The sequence below is a fragment of the Pseudanabaena sp. SR411 genome, assembly GCF_002251945.1.
GTDB lineage: Bacteria > Cyanobacteriota > Cyanobacteriia > Pseudanabaenales > Pseudanabaenaceae > Pseudanabaena.
Window position 1 is genome coordinate 1 of the sequence record NZ_NDHW01000063.1, and the last position, 24,981, is coordinate 24,981.

Sequence of the window (24,981 nt, forward strand, 5' to 3'; positions counted from 1 at the left end):
CTTGTTGATGTCGATTGAACTGCTTCTGCCAATCTTTGAGATCTAACGGCTTGTTCAGAAGCGCTTCGTTTTGGTTCATTTTTTTACTGTCTTTTTATTTCATATTTTACCATGCCTTACAGCGGGAAGGGAGTAAGTCAAAACTAACACCCATAAAAATTTTCACTAATATGGCTCATAAAGGCAATAAATCTTTTTTACCTAGCAAAGACTGTGTAGTTTGCGGCAAGCCCTTTACATGGCGCAAAAAATGGGAGAGATGCTGGGATGAGGTTAAATATTGTAGCGATCGCTGTCGTAAGCAAAAAGGGAATAGTTAAAATAAATATCAGGACAGGCGACGCAAAGCGTCACCTGTCCTGATATCTGAAAAGCTATCGAGGACTGGAGATTAATGGCTTAGGATTATGAAAAAATTTCTGCTCACATGCTTGTTTTTTGCAGGCTTATTTTGGGCGCTCTCGACCTATCAGGGTTTAGCAGTCCAAGGCAAGTATGACTCGATGGTATTGAATTTTCGCAATGACTTGTCATCGGAACAAGTAGATCTCGAACTGAAGGCGATCGCCTCAAAATATGGAATTGAGCCAAAATTCAATAGTCCCTTCTCCAAGTCAAACAATCTTTACATCGTTAAAGGTGATGCTCAAGTCCTTGAGAAGCTCAAACAGTCAGAAGAACTCCGCAGCTTGACTGAATATGTCGAAGCTAATTATGTCTATTCGATGGACTTTATTGGTGGTGGCACAACTCCCAATGATCCGATGTACAAGGATCAATGGAACTTAAAAGCGATCGAAGTAGAAAAGGCTTGGCAGAAGACCAAAGGCAAAGGCATCACAGTTGCAGTCATCGATACAGGTGTGAGCAAAGTTGATGATCTCAAAAACACTAATTTTGTCAAGGGTTATGACTTTGTAAACGATCGCGAAGATGCTAGCGATGACAATGGACATGGAACCCACGTTGCAGGAACGATCGCCCAATCCACAAATAATAATTTTGGTGTAGCTGGCATTGCCTACGAAGCTAATATCATGCCGCTTAAAGTACTAGCTGCTTCAGGGGGTGGCACGATCTCCGACATTGCCGAAGCGATTATCTTTGCGGCGGACAATGGCGCAAATGTGATCAATATGAGCCTTGGTGGTGGTGGTGAGAGCAAGCTGATGCAGGAAGCGATCGACTATGCCTACAAAAAAGGTGTGGTTATCGTTGCGGCGGCAGGCAATTCCAACCGCAATGCCGCTTTTTACCCAGCCCGCTATCCTAAAGTAATTGCGGTATCCGCCACAGGTTCTACTGGCGAAAAAGCCCCCTATTCTAACTATGGTGCAGGTATCGATGTAGCGGCTCCTGGGGGCGCAATCGCAAGGGGTAAAAATGGCGAAAAGGGTGATACTTCTGGCGGCATTTTGCAAAATACGATTGATCCTAGAACCAAGCAATCTGTATTTAGTTCTTTCCAAGGAACTAGCATGGCAGCCCCTCATGTTTCTGGTGTCGTGGCTCTGATCGAAGCATCAGGGGTGAAAGATCCTGAAAAGGTTTTACAAGTTCTCAAACAGTCTTCGCGTAAAGTCACTGATGATACTTTGAACTATTACGGAGCAGGGCATTTGAACGCGTCCGCCGCAGTAAATATCGCTTCTCAAGGTCAATTAGGAATTCCTGATTTCTTGCGATGGGCGCGAGACAATGGATACTTGAGTCCACGTTTTTGGGTTGATGGTGGAGCGATCGCTTTAATTCCTAAACTAATTATGGTGATTGGCTCCTATCTATTAGCGTGGCTACTTAATCGATGGTTCCCTTTCCGTTGGAATTGGTCATTTTCTAATGGAGTTTTCTTTGGTGGTGCAGGGCTATTCTTTTTGCGAGGATTCTATTTATTTGACATTACCCAACTTCCTTTCCGTGTAGCGGGAAGTTCTTTACCCGAATTAGGGAATGCGTTCTCTAATACCAATGCACTTAATCCGATTACGGCAAGTGTATTACTGCCCCTAGGCTTATTGCTGATTCTGCTTGGACATCCCCAATGGAAATGGTTTGCGATCGGTTCAGCGATTGGTACTTCTGCTTGCTTAGCAACCAGTGCAGTGCTTGCACCAAAGATGATGTGGATTGGTGATGGACTGCCTGCGATCGCGTTTCTCAGTGTCAACTCACTACTTTGTTTTGGGTTTGCCTATCTATCGATTAAATCAGAAACTTCTAACATATAAACCTAAAGTGGGGGTGCTTTGCACCCCCACTTTAGGTTTTGAAAATTACTACAGAAAATAAATGAATATCCAAATCATCGGAACCGTAGAATATATCGATATTGGCACAGGAACTTGGGCGATCGTAACCGATACTGATGAGCAGTATGAGATTTGGCAACCAGCCCCCGAAGCTATATTGCAAGAGGGGTTGAAAGTAAAGGTTACGGCTAAAGTCCGAGATGATGTATTTACGATGGCAGCGATCGGCGATGTCTTAGAAATTGAAGATTTCCAAAGATTAGGATAAATCTAGATTTAGATCCTCTATTCTAAGTAGCTAGGCACAATTAAATATAAGATCTCAAAACCTGTGACGCACGTACAGAGATTGCTACAGGTTTTGGCTCTGGTTTTTAATTATGCCCAGATACTTAATCCTATAAACAGTTTTTGTGAGGTTCCCATGTCGCACATCAAGGATCACAATCAAAGTAAGCCTTACAGGAGTTGGGGAATATTGGGAGCGATCGCCACATTGACCATGACGCTCTCAGCGATCGCCAGTTTAGAGCTATTTCAGCCTTGGCAATCAGTTTATGCTTCTGAAAATTCAACTATTTCTACAAAGCTAAAGCAGTCTGAGATCAAGGTTGTTAAAATTGCAGGAACCTATAAGACAGTCTTTACACCTCAATTCTTAGTTGATGCAAAAAAACAGGGTTTAGCATCAATTTCAGGACAATGGATTATCAAGCCCAATGGCGCATTTGAAGCGTTCGTCAATGCTACTTCTACTAGTGGTCAAAAGCAAACCATCAAAACCACAGGAAGAGTATCCATCAGAAATGGAAAAGTAGTGTCACAAGTAGAAACGGTTAATGGCAAAAAAGCCTCTCCACTTCCTTCTACCCAGTCCTATACATTATTAGCAGATGGCAAGACTCTACAAGCTGACGATCAACCTGTAAAACTTGTAAAGCAATAAAATCTAAGATAGAGACGGCAGAGCCGTCTCTATCTTAGGGAATTAGATCAAGAAACATCCCTGCGATCGCTGTTTCCGCAGCTTCACAAATACCGCGCTCAGTAATCAAGCCAGTTACCAATCTTGCAGGCGTAATATCAAATCCATAATTCAATGCTGTAGTTTCCAATGGAGCGACTCTTACTTTGCCAATATCGCCATTCTCCTGTAATCCTTGCATATAGAGAACTTCATCAGCACTGCGAGTCTCGATCGCAATCTCTTTGACTCCATCCGATATTTGCATATCAAATGTGGAACTTGGTAGAGCCACATAAAATGGAACATGATTATCAAAGGCAGCTAGAGCTTTGAGATATGTACCAATTTTATTAGCCACATCACCACTACGGGTAGTGCGATCGGTTCCCACAATGCAAAGATCGACCTTGCCATACTGCATTAATAATCCCCCCGTATTGTCCGCAATCAGTGTATGGGGAATCTTGGATTGTCCGAGTTCCCATGCGGTCAGATTTGCTCCTTGATTGCGTGGACGAGTTTCGTCAACCCATACATGAATATTAATACCGCGATCGCTGGCTTCATAAATTGGTGCTAAGGCACTGCCGCGATCAACGATCGCTAACCATCCTGCGTTGCAATGGGTCAAGATATTTACAGGTTCGCCTTTGGGTTTAGTCTTGGCGATCGCCTCAATCAATTCACAACCATATTTACCAATATTGCGTGTGCCAACGACATCTTCATCGGCAATGGCGATCGATTCTTTGAGCGCAATTTCTATTAAATCTTGCTTTGGGGCTTGCTTTTGTTGTGCCGATTTTTCTAGTACTGCAATCATGCGATCGACAGCCCACATCAAGTTTACAGCCGTCGGACGAGCGCGACGAATTACGGCGGAAAGAGTTTTGATTTTTTCTAAATCACCATTACTTTCCCTAGCCGCTAAATACACGCCAAACGCCGCAACATTACCAATCACCCCTGCACCACGCACAGTCATATCTTGAATCGCAAGCGTTGCATCGGCACTAGTTTTTAAAGTCTTAGTCACGAAACAAAAGGGAAGTTGTGTCTGGTCAATTACCACCAGATCACCATCTTCTAACCAAAATGCTTTATAGGTAGAATTCATAATTTTTCTCGATCATCCTCGGACAATAGCCCTATCTTTTCTCAATCATGCTCTAATATCAACTCTCAAAAAGTTTAAATTACTTGAAACTTAGGATTATTTTTAAGAGCTGTCGCATCAAAATAATAAGCCCAATGTAAAAATTGATCATCAGGTAGTTCAAGGTTGGGATCGATCAGTAAAGCTAAATAATTTCCCTGTTGCTTGATTACCACCGCCGTATATTCCTTGCCATAGATTATGGCATGGGTAAAGTTCTCTACAGGCAAAGAAGCCGCTAACAATGACTTTAGCCCTAGCGCTTGAAAAATTGGTTGTACCCAAATGATGCTCTTACTCCCATCTACAAGAGTGTAATATTCCTTAGGAAGCCCGCTTAAATCAAACGTTGCGGCTCCTAGGGTATAAGCTTCAAATTTAGTTTCTTCTAAGGTTGTCATAGTTGTTGTGGAGAGTGATCTGCTCATTTCCTGTATGAAGTCTGAGCAATTAAAATTCAAGTTTTTAGTTAATTATCTTATTAATTAAAAAGTAAGTTTGCATTTCTCCTTTACCTTTAATCATAATCTTGCCACGATCAGCAAAATTATATTTATTTTTCAAAATTACATAGGTGGAGCCAGAGACTTGAATATGATCAGCCAATCCATGTGATTCCATTCTGCTAGCAACATTCACCGCATCGCCCCACAAATCATAAATAAATTTCTTAATCCCGATTACTCCAGCAACAACTGGACCCGTATTGATCCCAATCCGAATTTTGAAGGGTTCGCCCAGATCGCTAGCAAAGCGACCTATTACTTTTTGCATATCTAACGCCATATCGGCGATCGCCTCGGCATGATCTGGGCGAAACATGGGTAGTCCCCCAACTACCATATAGGCATCACCAATAGTTTTGATTTTTTCTAGCCCATATTTTTCGGCTAATCCGTCAAATTCAGAAAAAATTTCATTCAGTAAGCATACCAATTTAACTGGCGGAACTTTTGCGGATAGCTCTGTAAAACTTACTATATCCGCAAATAAAACGGTGGCTTCATTAAATCCATCGGCAATGATTTTTTCCCCCTGCTTTAGGCGATCGGCGATCGCATAGGGCAGAATGTTCAACAGTAAATGTTCAGATGTATCTTTTTCCTTTTGAATAGTAGCTTCAGCGCGTTTACGTTCTGATATCTCTTTGATAATTCGGGCATACATCTGATTAAAGGCTGCCATGACATCTCCCAATTCATCAGTTCGTGGGGCAAGCATTGAGTGAAATTGCACATTTATTTGTTCTTGACTAATGGAGTCAGCAACTAGTTCAAGATCTTCGCGCAATTTCAAAATTGGCAAAATGACGATTGCCCCCAAAATCACTAAGGTACTAGCGGTTACAAATAGGGAAATAATGGCAACTAACCCAATAATCCTCCATACAAAAGTAACTAACTCTTGCTGAATAAATTCGACATTGTGCCGAACTATTAGCACATACTCGCTACCAACTTGGTTGCCATTCCATGCAACATCATAACGATTGCCATCGGCACTACGAATCCGAGCGATCGGCTTATCGCGGACATCAGCGGCGGAGAGGAGGGCGATTTCGCCCATTTGGGCAAGGCGTTGACCTTTGGCATCTTCTACCGCCCATCCTGCGATATTCGTATCCTGCTTGATCGATTTTGCTAAATCTGTAAATTCTGACTCTGTTTTCATCAATTTAGAGGTTTGCAAAAAAAATCTCGCTTGAATAGCCGAGACTTCTTCCACTTGGTTGATCAATTCTTGTTCACGCCGAAAATAGGACGGAACCAGAATAATCGCCTCAATGACGACAATACTGATAAAAATCCAAAAGGTAATCCGTCTTGATAGTTTTGCTTTAGCTAAGCTCAGCAGCGCTTGCGATCGCTCTTCCATGAGTGCTCCATGCTACTGGCTTTATTCAATCGTAGCAATGGAATCATAGCAACCGTCATAGTGCTTAAGAAAACAAAAGGGACGCAAAGCGTCCCTTTTGTTTATCTCAATGCTGAGTTTTTCGACTTTTCGACTTCGCGATCTTTCTTGCCTCGCCAGATAAATCGTAGGGGCGTGCCTTCAAACCCAAGGGTTTTGCGGAATTGATTTTCAATGTAACGTTTGTAGTTGTCATTGAAACGATGGGGATCGTTCACAAATAGGATGATCGTTGGCGGACTATCGGAAATTTGGGTGCAGTAATAGACCTTGCCCTGTTTACCGCCGCGACTGGTGGGTGGTGCGTGCCATGTGACAGCTTCGTTAAGCGCTTCATTTAAGATTGCGGTAGGAACGCGGCGCTTATGTTGCTCGGCGGCGATGTCGATGCGATCGAGAATTTGGGTGACGCGCTGACCTGTAAGCGCACTCACGAAAATAATCGGTGCATATTCCACAAACATGAGACGGCTCTTAACGTCAGCCGTGTAGTCGTAAATGGTGTAGGAATCTTTTTCGATCGCATCCCATTTATTGACCACAATTACGCAAGCTTTACCCTCATCATTAATCCGACCCGCCAATTTTTGATCTTGATCGGTAACACCATCTAGGGCATCAATTACTAGTAAAACTACATCGGAACGTCCGATCGCCTTAAATGCTCGGTTAATGCTAAAAAATTCAATGCCATAATCAATATTCTTTTTACGACGCACACCCGCAGTATCGATCAGACGGTATTTCTTGCCATCGCGCTCCACCGACATATCGATCGCATCACGAGTTGTGCCAGAAATGGGGCTAACAATACTACGATTTTCGCCGATGAAAGCATTCAGCAAGCTGGACTTACCTACATTCGGGCGACCGATAATCGCTACTTTGATTTCGTCGCTTTCTTTAACTACTTCTTCGGGCGCGGGTAAATGCTTAATTAACTCATCTAGCAATTCGCCCGTACCATTACCATGAATTCCCGACATCGGGATCGGTTCACCTAAGCCCAAATTCCAAAATTCTGCTGCTAATGAAAGTCCATATTTAGAACCTTCACATTTGTTAACCGCTAGTAATACAGGAATATTTTGTCGTCGTAACCAGCCGCCCAATTGCTCATCAGCATCGGTGATCCCTGCCATACCATCAACCACAAAAATCACCGCCGCCGATTCACGAATGGCTATTTCCGCCTGTTCGCGAATCATTGGTAAAAATTCAGTCTCATCGTCGAATACTAAGCCGCCTGTGTCCACGACTTGAAATTCATGTGCGCCCCAGAAACAATCACGGTAGACGCGATCGCGGGTCACACCCGGTTCATCATAGACGATCGCGTATTGTTCACCCGACAGGCGGTTTACGAGAGTAGATTTGCCCACATTGGGGCGACCGACAACGGCAACAATCGGTAGGGGCATGGCTTTACAGTTTTGGAATTCCGAACTCACTACTATAACTTTAATTTAACGCGATAGTCAATCATATTTTTAAAATATTCAATAGTTCATATTAAAAGTGTGGCTTTACAACACTTTCCATTTTACTGACGACAGCTATAGTAAGCCGCACATGCACCTTCCGATGAAACCATTGGTGCGCCGAGGGGATGTTCAGGAGTACAGGCTGTACCAAAGCTAGGGCATTCATGGGGTTTGCGTGTTCCTTGCAAGATTAACCCGCTAATACAAAGTAGCGATTCAGGAAGTTCGGGCAAATTGTCAGCATAGTTAAAGCGTTTTTGGGCATCAAAACTTGCATATTTCTCTCGTAGTTTCAGTCCACTTTGCGGAATTTCGGCTAGACCGCGCCATTGCCGCGCAGTGGGTTCAAATACTTCTTGCATCATGGCGATCGCGTGTTGATTGCCCTCTTTCCTGACAGAACGTGCATATTGATTTTCTACTTCGGCTTTACCTGCTTCCAATTGCTTCACACAGAGATAAATTCCTTGCAAAATATCTATTGGTTCAAATCCTGTGACGATAATTGGAACTTGAAACTGCGTCGCGATCGCCTCATATTCCTGATATCCCATCACAGTGCAAACATGACCCGCCGCCAAAAAACCTTGCATGGTGTGATCAGGATTGCTAAGAATTGCCTCCATTGCTGGCGGTACAAGTACATGAGCGCAGAGGATCGAGAAGTTATCTAAACCTAACTGAGCAGCTTGGGCGATCGCCAGAGCCGTTGTTGGTGCAGTAGTTTCAAACCCGACCGCAAAAAATACAACTTGGCAATCGCGATGTTGTTGAGCAAGTTTGACTGCATCAAGCGGAGAATAAACCATACGAACATCTGCTCCAGAGGCTTTAGCATTTAGTAGATCAGTGGTACTGCTAGGAACGCGCAACATATCACCGAAGGAACAAAAAATCACATCAGGATTAGCGGCAATTTCGATTGCTTGATCGATGAGATGAATCGGCGTGACGCAGACAGGACAACCAGGTCCATGAATGAGGGTGATTTCTGGGGGAATAAGGCGATCAATTCCATATTTCACAATCGAGTGAGTTTGTCCGCCGCAGACTTCCATCAATGTCCAAGGTCGAGTGATAATTGCGGCGATTGCCTCGATATATTCATTAGCAACTTGGCGATCGCGGTATTCGTCAATATATTTCATCGCAGTTTATCCATGATCAAGGCAAGTTTAAGAGTGGTTTAGAAACCATTTAAGAATTGTCTAGATCCCCCCAGCCCCCCTTAAAAAGGGGGGAGAATTAAATTCTTCCCCCTTTTTAAGGGGGATTGAGGGGGATCTCTTAGATATGTTGCAAATCTAGTAATGTTTGTTCGGCTTCCTCAGGATCAACGAGCGAAATCGCCACCCCCACATGAATAATCGCGTAATCACCGATCTGGGCTTCGGGAAGGTATGCCAGATTAACTTCCTTCATAACTCCACTAAAACTAACTTTTCCCGATCGCATCAAGTCTTCCCCTTGAATTGACAGAATTTTCCCTGGTACAGCTAAACACATTGTTTTTATCTCCTTGATTTATACGGATAATTCTCGTAATGCTGCCATAATCTGTCCTACAGCAAGCCCACCATCGTTCGGAGGAATTTGATGATGAATATAGGTTTGGAATCCTAATTGCTGTAATTTAGTCATCGCTCTTTCCGTTAAATATCGATTTTGAAAGCAGCCACCTGTTAAGACGATTTTTTCTATACCCACATGGTTTACGACAAGGGCGATTGCTTCTACTAAGGAATTATGAAACTTAGTAGCAATAGTAGCGATCGCTGTCTGGTTTTTCATATCTTCTAAGATAAATTTAATTAGGCTTGACCAGTCAATTTCAAGGTCATTCTTAACCATTGGATAAAAATCATCGGTAGTCTCGTCACACATTTGTTCTAAGGAGATCGCCGCTTGACCTTCAAAACTAGTAACTTGACAGATTCCTAAAAGTGAAGCAACGGCATCAAATAATCTACCCATACTTGAAGTTTGTGAGACATGACTCTGTTTCGCTAATAAAGTTTTTAAGATTGCTAATTCGGAACTTGTGAAGGATTTTAAAATGCATAAATCTAAAGCCCAGAGGCGATCGCCAAATATTTCCCAGAGTATGCCTAAAGCTACACGACGCGGTTCTTTAGTCGCTTTGTCTCCACCTAGCAAAGGGAATTCGCGTAAATGAGCAACTCTCTCAAATCCTGAATCGGTAATCTTGAGAAACTCGCCGCCCCAGATCTTACCATCGGTTCCATAGCCTGTGCCATCCCAAGCAATTCCCAACACAGGTGGAGAAATCTGATTGTCTACGAGGCAAGCGAGAACATGGGCATAATGATGCTGTACGGTGATTAAAGGAACTTGCAAAGATTGAGATAATTTTCTGGCAAATTGGCTAGATAGATAATCTGGATGAGCATCACAGGCGATCGCCTCAGGTTGAAATTCATAGGTATCGCTTAATCGATGAATAATGCGCTGAAAATGTTCAAAAGACTTTGCCATCTCCAAATCACCAATATGTTGACTGAGAATAATCGAGTTATTGATGGATAGGGCGATCACATTTTTTAAATGTCCGCCTAAAGCCAAAATCCTCCGATCTGCTACAAGCAAAGATTTGATCCCCCTGCCTTTGGCATCCCCCTTAAAAAGGGGGACTTGAATTAATTCTCCCCCCTTTTTAAGGGGGGCTGGGGGGGATCTAAACTCTAAACTGTAGTTAGGAATTGGAGCAGGTGCATATCCTCTCGCTCGCCGCAAAATCACAGGGCGCTCAGCGATCACCCTTACCACCGAATCATCCACAGGCTGAGCAATATCCCGATTATGGACTAAAAACAAATCTGCAATATTTACTAAACTGGCGATCGCTTCTTGATTATCAATACAGAGCGGCTCATCGGAGAGATTGCCACTGGTTGCCACGATGGGAAATTGCAATTCTGCCATTAACAAATGATGAAGTGGCGTATAGGGCAGCATGACACCGATATAGGCATTATCTGAGACAAGGGGCTTAAGCTCTTTGTTCAACTTCTGTAAGAGAACAATTGGAGCTTCTGGCGATGTTAGTAACTGTGCTTCCAACTCTGATACTTGGCAATCTTGGCGAATACTCTCCAAATTTGGATACATTAAGGCAAAAGGTTTATGAGGACGATGTTTGCGCTCTCGGAGTTTTGCGATCGCCTCCTCATTATCCGCATCCACCACTAGATGAAATCCCCCTAAGCCCTTGATGGCTAAAACTTTACCCCTTCTAATCGCTTGGGTACTGTCCAATAAAGCTTGATTGGCTATGGAGAATAAGCTACCGTCACGATCCCATAATTCCACATGGGGACCACACTTCGGACAAGCATTGGGCTGAGCATGAAAGCGTCGGTCTAGAGGATGATCATATTCAGCTTGGCAAGCGGCACACATTTGAAATTTGTGCATGGTCGTATTGTGGCGATCATAAGGCACTGTCTTGATAATGCTGTAGCGAGTTCCGCAGTTAGTGCAGTTTGTAAATGGATAACGATATCGCCGATTTTTCGCGTTAAATATATCTCGTAAACAATCATCACAGGTTGCCATATCGGGCAAGATTACCGCCGTTTTGATGGATGAATTATCCGTTGATTCGTGAATCTCAAAAGTTTGATAATTAGCAGGTTCACAGCATTCACTGATGATATTATGAATTTGCGATCGCGCAGGTTTTTCGGCTTGCAAACGTTCTAAAAATAAATCTAGCTGTTGTTGATTGCCTTCAACTGCGATCACCACACCTTGAGCATTATTATTTACCCAACCTGTAAGCTTTAATTCTGTTGCAAGGCGATAGACAAAAGGACGAAATCCAATCCCTTGAACTGCTCCCTGAATTTTTAAACAGAGACATTGCTGAGACATAACTTTGTTTGGAGAAGTTCACACCAATCTTCCATACCTACACCTGTTTTTGCCGAAACTTCTAGGATTTTGGCTTGGGGCGCAATTTGATGGATGTTATGTAAAGCTAATTCACGATTAAACTCTACGGCTTCAGCGAGATCAATTTTGCTGATTAAAACAATATCCGCAGTCTTGAACATGACAGGATATTTTAGAGGCTTGTCTTCGCCTTCCGTCACAGAAAAGAGAATAACACGCAAATTTTCGCCAAGGTCATAAGCCGCAGGACAAACTAGATTGCCAACATTCTCGATCGCTAATAATTTCACGCTATCAAGGTGCATTTGTTGCAAGGCTTGAGCAATCATATCTGCTTCCAGATGACATACTGAACCTGTGGTAATTTGAACTACCTCTGCTCCCGATCTCCTTAATCTTTGAGCATCATTATCGGTTGCCAAATCTCCCACAATTACGGCTGAAGATAAGCGATCGCGGAGTTCCGTCATCGTGCGTTCTAGTAAAGCAGTTTTGCCTGCTCCTGGGGAAGAAAGCACATTGAGGACACTTAGCCCCTTTGCCATAAAGTACCCACGATTGCGCTCCGCGAGGCGATCATTCTGCGAAAGAATGGATTGAGTAATTGAAATTGTACGATGAGCGCTCTCTAAAGCAATATGCTCGTGATGATGCTCGTGGGAATGGGGATGCTCATGCTCGTGAGAATGATCGTGATCATGGGAATGAATCTCGACCATTCCTTCAGGAATATCACTACAACCGCAGTCTTGACACATATTAGGAAACCTCCAAAGAGACTAATTGCAATTCCCGACCTTGGCGAATCTCATGGGTAAGGCGATCGCAGCGAGGGCAGATATAAACCCAGTCATGGGGAGTAAATTCTGCATGGCATTGAGGGCAGTAGCAGACTGCCTTTATCCATTCTATCTCCAATTTAGCATCTGAGGCGATCGTTCCTTCTGTGCAGGAATCAAACGCAAATTGCAAAGCTTCAGGTACAACGCCTGAAATCGCCCCCACCCGCAAACTGAGTCGATGGATCTGATTTGCCCCTTGAGATTGTGCCTTGTCAAAAGCAATGTCTAGCATTGATTGGATGATACTAACTTCGTGCATAGGTTTCGGAGGAAATCGACAGCTTGTTCAATGCTTTTTCGAGTCACCGCAGATAATTGTTCACCAAATTCCCAATTCACCGCAGGCAATAATAGAGAATAGGCGACAGGAGTTTCACCATATACTTGCTGTGCTAATAAAAGTAGCGATCGCGGATCGCAGAGATGTCCACCTCCTGCCAAAGTTGACTGAGCCGCGCCAAAGTTTTGGGAAACCGCAATCCGTTGAACTTGGACTATTGGTTGGGGTTTCTTGCGCTTAGTTGCCACATGATCACCATTCACACAGGCATCAATAAAGATCGCCAACTCCGACTGAGCGATCGGTTCCGCAAGTTCGGGAGTCAGTTGATGCACAGTTAGCGATCGCACATAGGGCAGTTCCCAGCTAGCCACAATATCTGACACTTGACATCCTGCCCCGTCATCACTTCTAAGGGAATTGCCATAGCCAATCACCAAAATCGATCCAAAATTAGAAGTAGCCAATTTTTTAATCTTTGTAATATGCAAACATGAATATATTTATCTTCTCTCTACTAACTACAACTAGTCGGTTTCTTTCAGTAAAGTTAATAATCAAATATCAAAGTTAACAAATAAGTACTTGTGCAAAATAAATTCCCAAACCCGTAAAGTTGCGACCTACAGGGGCGCAACTTTACGGGTTTGGGTTTGTAATTAGTTATGCCCCTCTACTCACTACTAATCATCACTACTAGTCTCTCCCACATAAATACCAATATCCCGTGCTGTTCTCACTAAGAAACCTTGAGGATCAACCCGTGAGGGAGCCTTCTTCTCTCTGCGAGCTTTTTTAATTTGCTCGATCACCCGACTGATGGGAACACTGTTAACTCTGCCATTTTCCCAAATCACCATCTGGTTATAGTTTCCATTCGCGATTAAATCTACGGCTTCCCGCCCGAAGGCAGTTGCTAAAAGGCGATCGCTAGAAGTTGGTGTGCCGCCTCTCTGCACATGTCCCAACACCGTAACGCGAGTATCAAAAGGATGGATATTAGTTTCTGGTGAGTCGATACTGCAAAGCCTATTACTACATTCTTGAATTTGACGAGCGACATAATCACCGATGTAATGCTCCTTCTGCCCAAGCTGATTTTTCACGCCTTCAGCAACTACTACTAGGGCAAACCTTCTACCATTCTGCTGCAATTGAGCGATATGACCACAGACTCCCATGATTACATCATCATTCAAAATCGGAGTTAGTTCGGGTATTAAGATTGCATCTGCACCACCAGCAATCCCCGCTTCCATAGCCAGATATCCAGAATCTCGACCCATCACTTGGACGATCATTACGCGATCGTGACTTGCGGCGGTAAAGGTGAGATCGTAGAGAGCTTGAGTAACTCGATTAACAGCCGTGTCAAAACCTACGGATGCTTCGGTAAAAGGAATATCGTTGTCGATAGTTTTAGGAATAGCCACCCAATTCCACGGTGATCCTTGCTCGGCAGCTTTTTGCGCTAATCCATCTAAAATCTCAATACTTCCATCTCCACCCATGACAATTAAGGCAGTCAAACCTAATTTCTCGTAGCCCTTAATAATATCGTCGGCATGTCGCTCTGGATCGCCTTTACTAATCGAACCCAACACGCTACCACTAAGAAAGTAGAGAATGTCCAATCCCTGTACCAAGCCGGGGATATCATAACCATGCTCTTTGATGCGTAACTCTTCAGGTTGGCGATTGCCGATTAAAAGCTCGATAAATCCATCAGTTCCATAGGGAATACCATAGACTTCCCAGCCATATTTATACGTTGCCACTTTCACCACGGCACGAATAACAGCGTTAAGTCCAGGACAATCTCCCCCACTAGTCAAAATACCAATGCGTTTGGGCTTGTGGTTACTTACCATTTAATTTTCCCACCTACGGATAATCTCATCGATTCAGCTTTAACGAATGAGAAATTGCTTATATCTAATATTCTCGCGTTTAGCGTGCCAAATTCTCTACTTCGACAAAACTTAAGAAAATCTCTCAAATCTTGCAACACAAGTTCACAACTAGAGTCCTCGGTATGGACTTATAGCAATTTCCGATCAAATGAACCACAAGAAAAATCTTGAAAGCATTGCTTTGCAACACTTTCAAGATTTTTCTTGGTTTGGGCTTGAGCGCAAAGCGCTGTAAGTATTTAAGTTTTATGTTTTTCGCGCTAATTTTTATTAGAAATTAGAAAATGGAATATACATAGTGCGAAATACCTATACTTTAACAACTAAGGTATTGTTTATGCAGTCGCTACCACTTCAAGAACTTAAACAAGTAATCAAGATAGAAGATAGTTCGCTTGATTCTCAATACCATGTCTTAGACTTGACAATTCGCCAAAATCGCCATCGCCAAGATGCTTTGATCGAAGTATTGCACAAGGCTCAAGAGCAGTTTGGTTATCTCGAAAAAGATGTACTGACTTACATTGCGAGAGAACTAAAACTGCCCCTTAGTCGAGTCTATGGTGTTGCTACTTTCTATCATCTGTTTTCTGTCCAACCTAAGTGTAAACATACCTGCTCAATCTGCTTGGGAACGGCTTGCTATACCAAAGGTGGCAAGGCGTTATTAGATATCCTCATGAAAGAATTGAAGCTTGAGGCTGGAAAGCGATCGCCTAACGGCAAAGTGTTCCTGCGAGTCGAGCGCTGTATTGGTAACTGCGGTGTTGCACCTGCGGCTATCTATGACGGACATGTATCCCGACAACAAAGCCCTGCACAGGTTTTAGCAACGGTCAAAGGCTGGATGGAGGAACCGTAACCATGGATATTGAAAGATTACTGGAAATTGCCAAAGAAGAGCGCGATCGCCAAAAGAGTATTCGCATTCGCTGTTGTACTTCGGGCGGATGTCAAGCTTCGGGTTCTCTAGAGGTACGCGATCGCCTTGATGCTGCTATCCATGCCGAAGGACTAGCGGACACTGCGGAAGTAGTCAGTGTTGGTTGTATGGGGTTTTGTGGTCGTGGTCCATTAGTTGCCATCGATCCATCTAGCGTCCTCTATGAAAGGGTTGAACCAGAACAAGCTGCTTCCATTATTAACGGACTGAAAGGCGGTAATGTGACTGCAACCGTCGGCGATCTCGAACATCCTTTCTTTACTAATCAATTGCGGATTGTACTAGAACATATCGGTAAAATTGATCCCACTCGGATTGAGTCCTATATCGCTGTCGGTGGATATCGCCAACTTTATCGAACTGTGCATGAGATGAGTCCGCAACAGGTAATTGATGAAGTTACTCGCAGTGGCTTACGAGGTCGTGGTGGTGCAGGCTATCCCACAGGATTGAAATGGGCGACGGTTGCCAAAATGCAGGATCGGCGGCGCAGCCAACCCCAAAATCAACCGCAGCAAAAGTATGTGATCTGCAACGCTGATGAGGGAGACCCTGGGGCATTTATGGATCGCAGTATTTTAGAGAGCGATCCGCATCGTGTGCTTGAAGGGATGGCGATCGCAGCTTATGCTGTTGGGGCAACTCATGGCTATGTCTATGTGCGTGCTGAGTATCCCCCTGCGATCGAGCATATCCGCCTCGCCATCCAACAAGCCAAACAGCAGGGCATTCTCGGTAGTCAAATTTTTGAATCCACCTTTGACTTTAAGATCGATGTGCGTGTTGGTGCAGGAGCCTACGTTTGCGGTGAAGAGACAGCGCTAATTGCCTCCATTGAGGGTGGTCGGGGTATTCCTCACCCTCGCCCTCCCTATCCTGCCGAGTCGGGACTTTGGGGCGCACCGACCCTGATCAACAATGTGGAAACCTTTGCCAACATCGTCCCGATCATTCGCAATCGTGGCGCATGGTATGCCAGTATCGGCACAGAAAAGAGCAAAGGTACAAAGGTATTCTCTCTCGCTGGCAATATCGCCAATACAGGACTAGTGGAAGTGCCAATGGGCATTCCCTTACGCCAAATTGTTGAAGATATGGGCGGTGGGACATCAAGCGGCGGCAAAGTCAAAGCGGTGCAAACAGGCGGCCCTTCGGGAGGATGTATTCCTGCCTCAGCCTTTGATACACCCGTCGATTATGAAGCCATGCAAGCCCTTGGCTCAATCATCGGGTCGGGTGGCATGGTGGTGATGGATGAAAACACAAACATGGTCGATATGGCGCGTTTTTTCATTCAGTTCTGTATGGATGAATCCTGCGGTAAATGTGTTCCCTGTCGGGCTGGTACGGTGCAACTGCATCAGTTATTGAGTAAGTTTGTCGATCGCCAAGCGACAGAAGAAGATCTTGCTAGCCTCGAAGAACTCTGTGGCATGGTCAAGTCGATGAGTCTTTGCGGGTTAGGACAATCGGCTCCCAATCCGATTGTGAGTACGTTAAGACATTTTCGTGATGATTATTTGAAGTTAATTAAAGAGGTAAAACCATGAACTCCATAACCCCATCAATTGAATTTTTTGCTGGTATTCCCGAAGAGTTGAGTGATGTGCGGTTAAGGCGCGATCGCTCGACGGGTGAAAATTCGGTGAAGATGACTTTTGTGAATATCAAAGCGGTACAAGGCGCGAACAGTTTTGCCAAGGCTTCCTTTAATGATATTCGCCTCGTCGATAGCGAAGGCACAATTTCCATTGAGCCGAAAAGTTCCAAACTGTTTTGGAAAGATAAAGGTGATGATGAAGAATTAGCCAAAATCGAGATTGTCTTTGATGTTAGCTCTACGGAACATTGGGATCGATTTATGCGATTTATGGAGCGCTATTCAGAAGCCAATGGCTGGGAATTTACGAGTAATCCTGATGCTTAATGTCATGATGGTAAACAAAAATGTCAGTCGTCACCCTCAAAATTAATGATATCGAAGTTGCTGCTGAGCAGGGTAAAAGCATTCTCGCCACGGCAAAAGAAGCAGGAATTACCATCCCCACCCTCTGCCACTTAGAAGGTGTTGACGATGTCGGAGCTTGTCGCCTCTGTATGGTAGAAGTCAAGGGTAGCAATAAATTACTCGCCGCCTGTGTCACCCAAGTTGCTGAAGGAATGGAAGTACATACCCATACCGATCAGTTAAATAACTATCGTAAAATGGTTGTGGAAATGCTCTTTGCGGAAGGCAATCACGTTTGTGCGGTCTGTGTAGCCAATGGCAACTGCGAACTGCAAAATATGGCGATCGCTACTGGTATGGAACATTCGCGCTTTCCCTATCAGTTTCCGCAACGAGATGTGGACTTGTCCCATGATTTATTTGGCATTGATCGCAATCGTTGCATTTTCTGTACGCGCTGTGTGCGAGTCTGCGATGAAATCGAAGGGGCGCATGTGTGGGATGTGGCAAATCGCGGCGCACAATCACGCTTGATTACGGGACTCGATCAGCCTTGGGGTGAAGTAGAAGCCTGTACCTCCTGCGGTAAATGCGTTGATGCTTGTCCGACGGGAGCCATTTTTGATAAAGGTTCGGCAGTTGGTGAAATGGAGCGCGATCGCACCAAACTCGAATTTATCGTCAAAGCAAGGGAGCAGAAACAATGGACAAGATAGATAAACTGTCTTAGCGGATTAGAGAATAATCTTAGGGTAATCAAAAAAAGATTGATCCCACAATTAGTCGGAATTAACTGGAATAGCGAATTTAAAATGCTGTTTTAATTTTGCCTCATAACAACTCTCCTGTTTCTTGTAGCGAATGTAAGCGATGATAAATACCGCCTTGAGATAAAAGCTGCTGATGGGAACCAATTTCCACAATTTGACCTTGATCTAAAACCACAATCTTATCGGCTTCGCGCACAGTACTAAGACGGTGAGCAATCACAATTGTGGTGCGCGTTCCCTGAATTCGACGCATCGCCAATTGAATCGATCGCTCGGATTCATAATCAAGACTAGAAGTCGCTTCGTCAAATATGAGAATGTCAGGATTAACTAGCAACGCTCGCGCAATCCCTAATCGCTGACGTTGACCACCAGAAAGCCGCACACCACGCTCACCGACGATCGTGTTATAGCCTCGTGGTAATAAATGGAGAAATTCATCAACGCTAGCGATCGCACAGGCTTCTTGAACTTCGGCAAAGGTCGCCGTAGGATTTCCATACATGAGATTATCCATCAGGGTTCCATTGAAGATATCGACCTCCTGATGCACGATCGCTAGACGTTTGCGATAGCCAGTGATATCTAGTTCCGTAATCCATTGACCATCGATCAAAATCCCACCATTCGTTGGCTCAAAGTAACGGAACAGCAGTTTCACCAAGGTGGATTTGCCTGAGCCAGATCGTCCGACTAGGGCAACAGTCTCATACGGCTCAATCGTAAATTGGATTTTTTCTAAAACATGGCGATCGCGATCGTAGCCAAAGGTAAGATTGCGAAATTCAATTTTGCCATCAAAGCGATATTGAGGATATTTTGTGTTGGGATGTAGAGTGATCGCCGCATCCTGTCCATTCGCCTGTTTCATGAACTCATGGAAGCGCAACATCGAAGAATAGCGCCTTGCAAAGACTTCGGCTAGCAAGCAAATAGGTCTAATTTCCGAATAAGCCATACTTGCCAATGTGGAAATGGTAATGAAATGCCCGATCGACATCTTGCCCCCAAAAGTTGCAAAGAGAGCGGCTCCAAACACCACAAATTGACAGGCTTCTAAAACCGTATCGCGCACCATCCCCAGTTTCACATAGCCAATATGGATGCCCCAGAGGGATACTTTCGCTTCCCGTTCGAGGCGATCGCTTTGGCGTTTATATTCCTTGGCTTCGTTGGCAAAAGCCTTGACGGTTTTGATATTGGTAATAATTTCCGAAGTACGGCTTTCGGTATTTTCTTGATATATATCAAGGGTTTCTTCCAACTTCGTGAGATCCTTCAGCTTTCCTAAACTACCCCATAGCACCAAAATAAATGACACTAAAAAGAAGACCGAAATCCACCATGCGATCGCACAGATAATCACAAAAATACCAATGATTCGCACCACTTTCGGAATCAATTGCCCTGCGATTTCAGGATATGACCACATGTGATTGGCTAATCCTCGCGCCACTCTCCCTGCAATTCGTCCTGCGTTGTTCTCATCATAAAACTCAATCGGCAAAGTCAAAATCTTAGCGATCGCTTTTTGAGTCTGATCACGGCGAGTTTTGAGCGCGATTTCCCAATGGAAGTTATTGGCAAACCATACCTGTATGGGCGCACGGATAACTGTAACTACAAAGATCAAACCCGATAGCGTGATTAATGAATTCGTCTGATTTATCGATTGTCCAAATAGTGACACCGTTGCCATGACGAAGTTGTTGATTTCATAATCAAGCGATCGCCCCGATAACACATTCAGGATTTGCCCAACTGCATAGGGAACAGTGAGATCAATAATTTCAAATAAACTAGAAGCGGTGATGCTCCAGATCGCCTTTGTTCGATAGCGTTTAAAGTAACGTGCGATGTCCCAAAAATTAGCTGTCATGCCCATCAAAATCCAAAATTAGAAAACCTAGACATAGCAGTTTTAATTTTGCCGTAGGCAAAATTAAAACCCAAAACCCTTACTGAGATTAATTTTTCGTTTTGATAATGAATAGATTTTTGATGGCGAAGCGAAGCCGCGCCATCAAAAATCTATTCATTATTTTACGGCGAAGTCCTTACTCATTGGAAAACCGCTATAAACTAGTAAGGCTTACGCAAAAATACCTCAAGAACCATATTGTAGCCTAGGGACAATTGAGGAATTGACTCTAGGGTGATCATCCACCACCCCAACCTTAAAGCAAAAAACATGTCGGCAAATCAAGGTCAACAACTAGAAACGTATAGTAATCAACATCCTCAAGAAGTTCTACTGGTCAAGCTACAAATTGATGGTGAACTTGACGAAGTGATGATTTTTAAGGGGTTTTCTAGCTCCTTGATGCGAGCAACTGCCTTTGATCCTGATGTACCCGTAATTAGCGATCGCGCGGAAATTTTAAATATCGATCGCCTTGCAGCACCCTATAAACCAAATCAGCCTAACTATCTCCAACAAGGGATAAAATGGGAAGAGTTCCAAGATTATTTGTGAGGTATTCTCACAAGTTTAACTTAGGTTAAGAAAGTATTTGATAGCGCGGCTCCGCCACGCTATCAAATACTTTCTTCCAGAGTTGCACCCCTGCGGGGCGCAACTCTACAGGTTTAAGTCTAATTACAGATTAGTAAACATGCTTGACGAAACGCGGCAATCAATTTATGACAGACAAGTGAGAATCGCTTCACTACATCTGTATCAAAATGTATTAAAGCAAGGAGCATGGGAAGCCTATGTGAAACTATTGCGTAGCCTTGCTAACTATGCCTTAGACGGGCATGAAAATAGCTCGCGGCGACTTTATTATTTATTCGCCTATGGTAAATGGTTTAGAGCGATCGCTGCGACGGGTTTCAACTGGCGAGATTATGTAATTTCGCAGATTCTGACCTCTGATAATCCCTTTAGTCAGCAAGCCCAAACCACCGACCTTGATTATTTACCTGTGTCATTGGTTGGAGCCGCCAAGCATGATCTGCAAGTTTTAGAAGAAATTAGCCTTTGGGGTGGAAACAAGTTAGTTGATTGCATCGAGGCTTTTGGCGATCGCCCTGTGGCTTGGCAATTGACAGAAAGTAACCTGTCGCAAATGTCCGAAGCCAAGCGATCGCTGATTCTCAAATTTCAAGCAACCGATGACTGGACGCAACTTTTACCCGAACTAGCCAATTATTACAAGCACTCAGGTACGGGGATATTTACCGATTACAGTGCATTCCGTTGGCACAACGGACATTTGGAGGGAATTGCCTATCCTGATCTGGTACAACTATCCGATCTGATTGGTTACGAGTCACAACGCCAAACTTTGTATAAGAATACGGAAGCTTTTTTGGCTGGCTATCATGGGTTGCACACTTTGCTCTATGGCAGTCGTGGCACGGGCAAATCTTCGATGGTCAAGTCATTGATGTATGCCTATGGCGATCGCGGTTTACGTTTGGTCGAGGTTGCCAAAAATGATCTTAAAGACTTGCCCATCATTGCCGATCTGTTGCGCCAAGTTCCACAAAAATTTATCATTTTTGTCGATGACTTGTCCTTTGAGGAAGAAAGCGAAGACTATAAAGCGCTGAAGGTAGTTCTGGAAGGAAATCTGTCGGCACAGCCTGATAATCTCTTGGTGTATGCCACTTCTAACCGTCGTCATCTATTGCGCGAATATTTTAGCGATCGCCCCACTTTAAGGGATCTCAGTAATAGCAAAGAGGTTAATCCTTGGGACACAATGCAGGAAAAGTTATCTCTAAGCGATCGCTTTGGTTTGACTCTCACCTTTCTGCAAGCCGATCAAGAAATCTATCTCAAAATCGTGCATCACCTCGCTAAACGTGCAGGTATTAAATTACTGGATGATGATCTCAATTTTCGAGCTTTGCAATGGGCTACTCGCCATAATGGACAATCGGGGCGGACGGCTCAGCAATTTGTCAATTTTTTGCAAGCAGATTTAGAGCTTAATAAGTAGCGAGGCGCAAAGCACCAAAACCTGTAGCGCACGCGCAGCGTGCGCTACAGGTTTTGGTGCTTTGCGCTGTAATAAATTTTTAAATTCCTGTCGAAATCGTTAAGTCTCGCTCGTCATAGAGATATAAAGCATAAAAAATCTGTGCTTTAATCAACCCCAAAACGGATAGACACCGATGAAATACGCAATTCTGGTCTATGAAACCGAGCAAGACTTCCGCGATCGCCCTCAAACCATGCCAGCCTATAGCGCTTACTCCCAAGCCCTAGCCGAAGCGGGAGTAGCCGCAGGTGGTGCAGCACTTCATCCTAGTCATACAGCCACCACCATTCGCATCCAAAATGGACAACGCAACGTTCAAGATGGTCCCTATGCCGACACCAAAGAGCAACTGGGCGGGCTGTTTATTATTGACGTTCCCGATTTGGATACCGCAATGGACTGGGCAGCACGTTGTCCAGCCGCCAGTAACTGTGCAGTCGAAGTCCGTCCTCTGTTGCCCATGAACTAGGAATATCAAAGTTTAGCGAGGAAAATCCCATGAAGCTCTATTACTTTCCACCTTCTCCCAATACCCGTAAAGTTCATGCTGTAGCCATTCATCTGCAACTTCCTATTGACTTGCGATTGGTAGACCTACAGAAAGGCGAACAACATCATCCCGAATTTGTCCAGTTAAATCCCACAGGGCGTGTACCCGTCCTCCAAGATGGTGACTTTATCCTTTGGGAATCCACAGCCATCATGCAATACTTGGCTAGTCAAGTTCCTAATTCTCTCTGGAGCGAAGATCCCCAAATTCGGGCGGATATTATGCGCTGGCAAAGTTGGCAACTTGCCCATTGGTATCCAGTCTGTCAGCCCTTGCAGTTTGAGAACTTTGTGAAGTCCCTCTTGCAATTAGACGAACCTGATCAGCAAGTAGTGCAGCAGGCAACTGATCGCTTTCATAAAGAAGCAAGCGTCTTGAATAATCATCTTGCAAATCGAGAATACCTAGCCAGTAACACCTTAACCTTGGCTGATTTCTCCGTGGCAAGTGACCTCACCTATGCCATACCTGCGCGATTTCCCTTAGAGAACTATCAGCATATTCAAGCTTGGTATGCGCGGATTGAGCAATTACCCGCTTGGCAACAAACTGCACCGCGAGGTTAACCGCAAATGGAAGCACGTCGAGCCGCAGAATTAGCTGCACGCAACTCCTATGGGCGGCTAGTCGCTTACTTAGCCGCCCAAACTAGGGATGTTGTCGCTGCCGAAGATGCCCTCGGCGATGCTTTCCTCTCGGCTTTAAAAACTTGGACAGAAAGCGGTGTTCCCAAAAATCCTGAAGCATGGTTATTGGTAACAGCGCGGAATCGCTTGATTGATGCGGGACGACGTTCGCAGGTGCATGACAAAGTTCTCCATACGTTCAAACTCAATGAACTGGAATTTGCCACTGAGCCGTCTTTAGAGTCGGTTACATTTCCCGACGATCGCTTGAAATTATTATTTATTTGCGCCCACCCTGCGATCGATTCCACAATTCACACGCCCTTGATGTTGCAAACGGTTCTGGGGCTGAATGCTGCACAGATTGCTTCGGCATTTCTAGTTGCTCCTGCAACGATGAGTCAGCGACTAGTGAGGGCAAAAACAAAAATTCGTGATGCAGGTATTGCTTTTGAGTTGCCAGAAGAGAAGGATTTACCAATTCGATTAGCTGTTGTATTAGAAGCGATCTATGCTGCTTATACTAATGCTTGGGAAACTGTAGATGGTAGTGATCCACGTCATCGTGGATTAGCAGAAGAGGCGATCTGGTTAGCGCGGCTCTGTGTTCAGTTAATGCCTACAGAACCAGAAGCAAGGGGGTTACTTGCACTCATGCTCTATTGTGAATCTCGGCGGGATGCTCGTCGCACTAGCGATGGTTCCTATGTGCCGCTATTGCAGCAGGATACAAATCTGTGGTCGCAAATTGCGATCGCGGAAGCCGAGAAGGAACTAGCACAGGCGGCAACTTTTAAACAATTGGGAAGATTTCAATTGGAAGCGGCGATTCAATCAATTCATGCTCAAAGAGCGATCGGCCAGAAAGTCAATTGGCAAGCATTGGCATTACTGTACGCAGGATTGATTCGGATTTCGCCGACTTTAGGGGCTTTAGTCAGTCATGCGGCAGCGATCGCGGAAGCGCAGGGAATAGAAGAGGGTTTAATGCACCTCAATGCAATCCCTTTGGAGTCTGTGAAAAATTATCAACCTTACTGGGCGCTAAAAGCGCATTTATTCAAGCAGTTGGTGGCTAAGTCAGAGGCAAAGCAAGCTTATGCTAGAGCGATCGGGCTTACTGAAGATTCTGCTATTCGTGAATTTCTGCTTAAACAGTCTATTCCTTTAGAGGAGTAGGTTTCGGTTGTGCTCAACTACCATTAGCTGAGTATAGATTGTTAATGCAGTGCGATCGCCTTGTTTTAGAGTTGCTATCTAAACACAATATTCAACCTCACTGTTTAGGAATTACAAAAGTAGTTTATCCACGTCATCCGCTATATGTGTTGTGTAATAAGCAAGCTATTGTTTATAGATAGTTAGCTTATAAACTGGTCAGTTATTCGATATTTAGTTAAACATCCTCAGATACATGCTAACTCAACAATCC

The 24,981-nt window shown here is 44.2% G+C and carries 25 protein-coding genes; 13 read left to right on the forward strand and 12 right to left on the reverse strand.

The window, feature by feature from the left end:
* The first annotated feature begins 170 nt into the window (after positions 1-170).
* From B9G53_RS05105 to B9G53_RS05120, 4 genes are all read left to right on the forward strand, one after another.
* The gene (locus B9G53_RS05105) at positions 171-320 is read left to right on the forward strand and encodes a DUF2256 domain-containing protein (protein ID WP_094529854.1); all 150 of its coding nucleotides are present in this window, start codon (positions 171-173) and stop codon (positions 318-320) included.
* Positions 321-407: 87 nt separating this feature from the next.
* A complete protein-coding gene (locus B9G53_RS05110) occupies positions 408-2,228 on the forward strand; it encodes a S8 family peptidase (RefSeq protein ID WP_094529856.1) in 1,821 nt (606 codons plus the stop codon).
* A gap of 61 nt (positions 2,229-2,289) precedes the next feature.
* Positions 2,290-2,517 (forward strand): hypothetical protein, encoded by a 228-nt coding sequence (locus B9G53_RS05115; protein WP_094529858.1) that lies wholly within the window; start codon positions 2,290-2,292, stop codon positions 2,515-2,517.
* A 156-nt stretch (positions 2,518-2,673) separates the two neighbouring features.
* Entirely contained in the window at positions 2,674-3,195 is a 522-nt protein-coding gene (locus B9G53_RS05120; protein ID WP_141211713.1) for a hypothetical protein, read from the forward strand.
* 34 nt (positions 3,196-3,229) lie between these two features.
* Here B9G53_RS05120 and mtnA read toward each other — a convergent pair whose 3' ends face one another.
* From mtnA to B9G53_RS05175, 11 genes are all read right to left on the reverse strand, one after another.
* Complete coding sequence (gene mtnA, locus B9G53_RS05125; protein ID WP_094529863.1) at positions 3,230-4,333, reverse strand: S-methyl-5-thioribose-1-phosphate isomerase; 1,104 nt, start codon at positions 4,331-4,333, stop codon at positions 3,230-3,232.
* A 74-nt stretch (positions 4,334-4,407) separates the two neighbouring features.
* Positions 4,408-4,773: a hypothetical protein gene (locus tag B9G53_RS05130; RefSeq protein ID WP_254923564.1), complete on the reverse strand. Its 366-nt coding sequence runs from the start codon at positions 4,771-4,773 to the stop codon at positions 4,408-4,410.
* 64 nt (positions 4,774-4,837) lie between these two features.
* Complete coding sequence (locus tag B9G53_RS05135) at positions 4,838-6,247, reverse strand: adenylate/guanylate cyclase domain-containing protein (protein WP_094529867.1); 1,410 nt, start codon at positions 6,245-6,247, stop codon at positions 4,838-4,840.
* Between the two features lie 101 nt (positions 6,248-6,348).
* Entirely contained in the window at positions 6,349-7,707 is a 1,359-nt protein-coding gene (der, locus tag B9G53_RS05140; RefSeq protein ID WP_094529869.1) for a ribosome biogenesis GTPase Der, read from the reverse strand.
* Between the two features lie 122 nt (positions 7,708-7,829).
* Positions 7,830-8,918: a hydrogenase formation protein HypD gene (gene hypD, locus B9G53_RS05145; RefSeq protein WP_094529871.1), complete on the reverse strand. Its 1,089-nt coding sequence runs from the start codon at positions 8,916-8,918 to the stop codon at positions 7,830-7,832.
* A gap of 139 nt (positions 8,919-9,057) precedes the next feature.
* Positions 9,058-9,276 carry a HypC/HybG/HupF family hydrogenase formation chaperone gene (locus B9G53_RS05150; protein ID WP_094529873.1) on the reverse strand — a complete coding sequence of 73 codons (219 nt, stop codon included), beginning with the start codon at positions 9,274-9,276 and terminating at the stop codon, positions 9,058-9,060.
* Between the two features lie 18 nt (positions 9,277-9,294).
* Positions 9,295-11,664: a carbamoyltransferase HypF gene (hypF, locus tag B9G53_RS05155; RefSeq protein ID WP_094529875.1), complete on the reverse strand. Its 2,370-nt coding sequence runs from the start codon at positions 11,662-11,664 to the stop codon at positions 9,295-9,297.
* A complete protein-coding gene (hypB, locus tag B9G53_RS05160; RefSeq protein WP_094529877.1) occupies positions 11,640-12,443 on the reverse strand; it encodes a hydrogenase nickel incorporation protein HypB in 804 nt (267 codons plus the stop codon). Before hypB ends, hypF begins: the two co-directional genes overlap by 25 nt.
* A gap of 1 nt (position 12,444) precedes the next feature.
* Positions 12,445-12,786, reverse strand: coding sequence for a hydrogenase maturation nickel metallochaperone HypA (gene hypA / locus B9G53_RS05165; RefSeq protein ID WP_094529879.1), 342 nt, complete (start codon positions 12,784-12,786; stop codon positions 12,445-12,447).
* A complete protein-coding gene (locus B9G53_RS05170) occupies positions 12,753-13,274 on the reverse strand; it encodes a hypothetical protein (RefSeq protein WP_094529947.1) in 522 nt (173 codons plus the stop codon). The genes hypA and B9G53_RS05170 overlap by 34 nt, the downstream gene beginning before the upstream one ends.
* 216 nt (positions 13,275-13,490) lie before the next feature.
* A complete protein-coding gene (locus B9G53_RS05175; RefSeq protein WP_094529881.1) occupies positions 13,491-14,678 on the reverse strand; it encodes an ATP-dependent 6-phosphofructokinase in 1,188 nt (395 codons plus the stop codon).
* Between the two features lie 379 nt (positions 14,679-15,057).
* Between B9G53_RS05175 and hoxE the strand changes: the two genes are divergently transcribed.
* From hoxE to hoxU, 4 genes are read left to right on the forward strand one after another with little or no spacing between them, the layout of a single operon-like run.
* The gene (gene hoxE / locus B9G53_RS05180) at positions 15,058-15,582 is read left to right on the forward strand and encodes a bidirectional hydrogenase complex protein HoxE (protein WP_094529883.1); all 525 of its coding nucleotides are present in this window, start codon (positions 15,058-15,060) and stop codon (positions 15,580-15,582) included.
* Between the two features lie 2 nt (positions 15,583-15,584).
* On the forward strand, positions 15,585-17,213 hold the full coding sequence (locus B9G53_RS05185; protein ID WP_094529885.1) for a NuoF family protein: 1,629 nt from the start codon (positions 15,585-15,587) through the stop codon (positions 17,211-17,213).
* A complete protein-coding gene (gene psb28 / locus B9G53_RS05190) occupies positions 17,210-17,590 on the forward strand; it encodes a photosystem II reaction center protein Psb28 (protein ID WP_094529887.1) in 381 nt (126 codons plus the stop codon). The genes B9G53_RS05185 and psb28 overlap by 4 nt, the downstream gene beginning before the upstream one ends.
* 20 nt (positions 17,591-17,610) lie before the next feature.
* Positions 17,611-18,327, forward strand: coding sequence for a bidirectional hydrogenase complex protein HoxU (gene hoxU / locus B9G53_RS05195; RefSeq protein ID WP_094529890.1), 717 nt, complete (start codon positions 17,611-17,613; stop codon positions 18,325-18,327).
* 115 nt (positions 18,328-18,442) lie between these two features.
* Here hoxU and B9G53_RS05200 read toward each other — a convergent pair whose 3' ends face one another.
* Entirely contained in the window at positions 18,443-20,260 is a 1,818-nt protein-coding gene (locus tag B9G53_RS05200; RefSeq protein WP_094529949.1) for an ABC transporter ATP-binding protein, read from the reverse strand.
* 312 nt (positions 20,261-20,572) lie between these two features.
* On the opposite strand from B9G53_RS05200, the gene B9G53_RS05205 reads away from it, so the two are divergent.
* The 5 genes from B9G53_RS05205 to B9G53_RS05225 all read left to right on the forward strand — a co-directional run bounded on the left by B9G53_RS05205 (position 20,573) and on the right by B9G53_RS05225 (position 24,728).
* Positions 20,573-20,857 carry a hypothetical protein gene (locus B9G53_RS05205; protein ID WP_094529892.1) on the forward strand — a complete coding sequence of 95 codons (285 nt, stop codon included), beginning with the start codon at positions 20,573-20,575 and terminating at the stop codon, positions 20,855-20,857.
* 139 nt (positions 20,858-20,996) lie between these two features.
* A complete protein-coding gene (locus tag B9G53_RS05210) occupies positions 20,997-22,331 on the forward strand; it encodes an ATP-binding protein (RefSeq protein ID WP_094529894.1) in 1,335 nt (444 codons plus the stop codon).
* A gap of 175 nt (positions 22,332-22,506) precedes the next feature.
* A complete protein-coding gene (locus tag B9G53_RS05215; RefSeq protein WP_094529896.1) occupies positions 22,507-22,842 on the forward strand; it encodes a YciI family protein in 336 nt (111 codons plus the stop codon).
* Between the two features lie 29 nt (positions 22,843-22,871).
* Positions 22,872-23,489: a glutathione S-transferase family protein gene (locus B9G53_RS05220; protein ID WP_094529898.1), complete on the forward strand. Its 618-nt coding sequence runs from the start codon at positions 22,872-22,874 to the stop codon at positions 23,487-23,489.
* A 6-nt stretch (positions 23,490-23,495) separates the two neighbouring features.
* A complete protein-coding gene (locus B9G53_RS05225; protein WP_094529900.1) occupies positions 23,496-24,728 on the forward strand; it encodes an RNA polymerase sigma factor in 1,233 nt (410 codons plus the stop codon).
* The last annotated feature ends 253 nt before the right edge of the window (positions 24,729-24,981 follow it).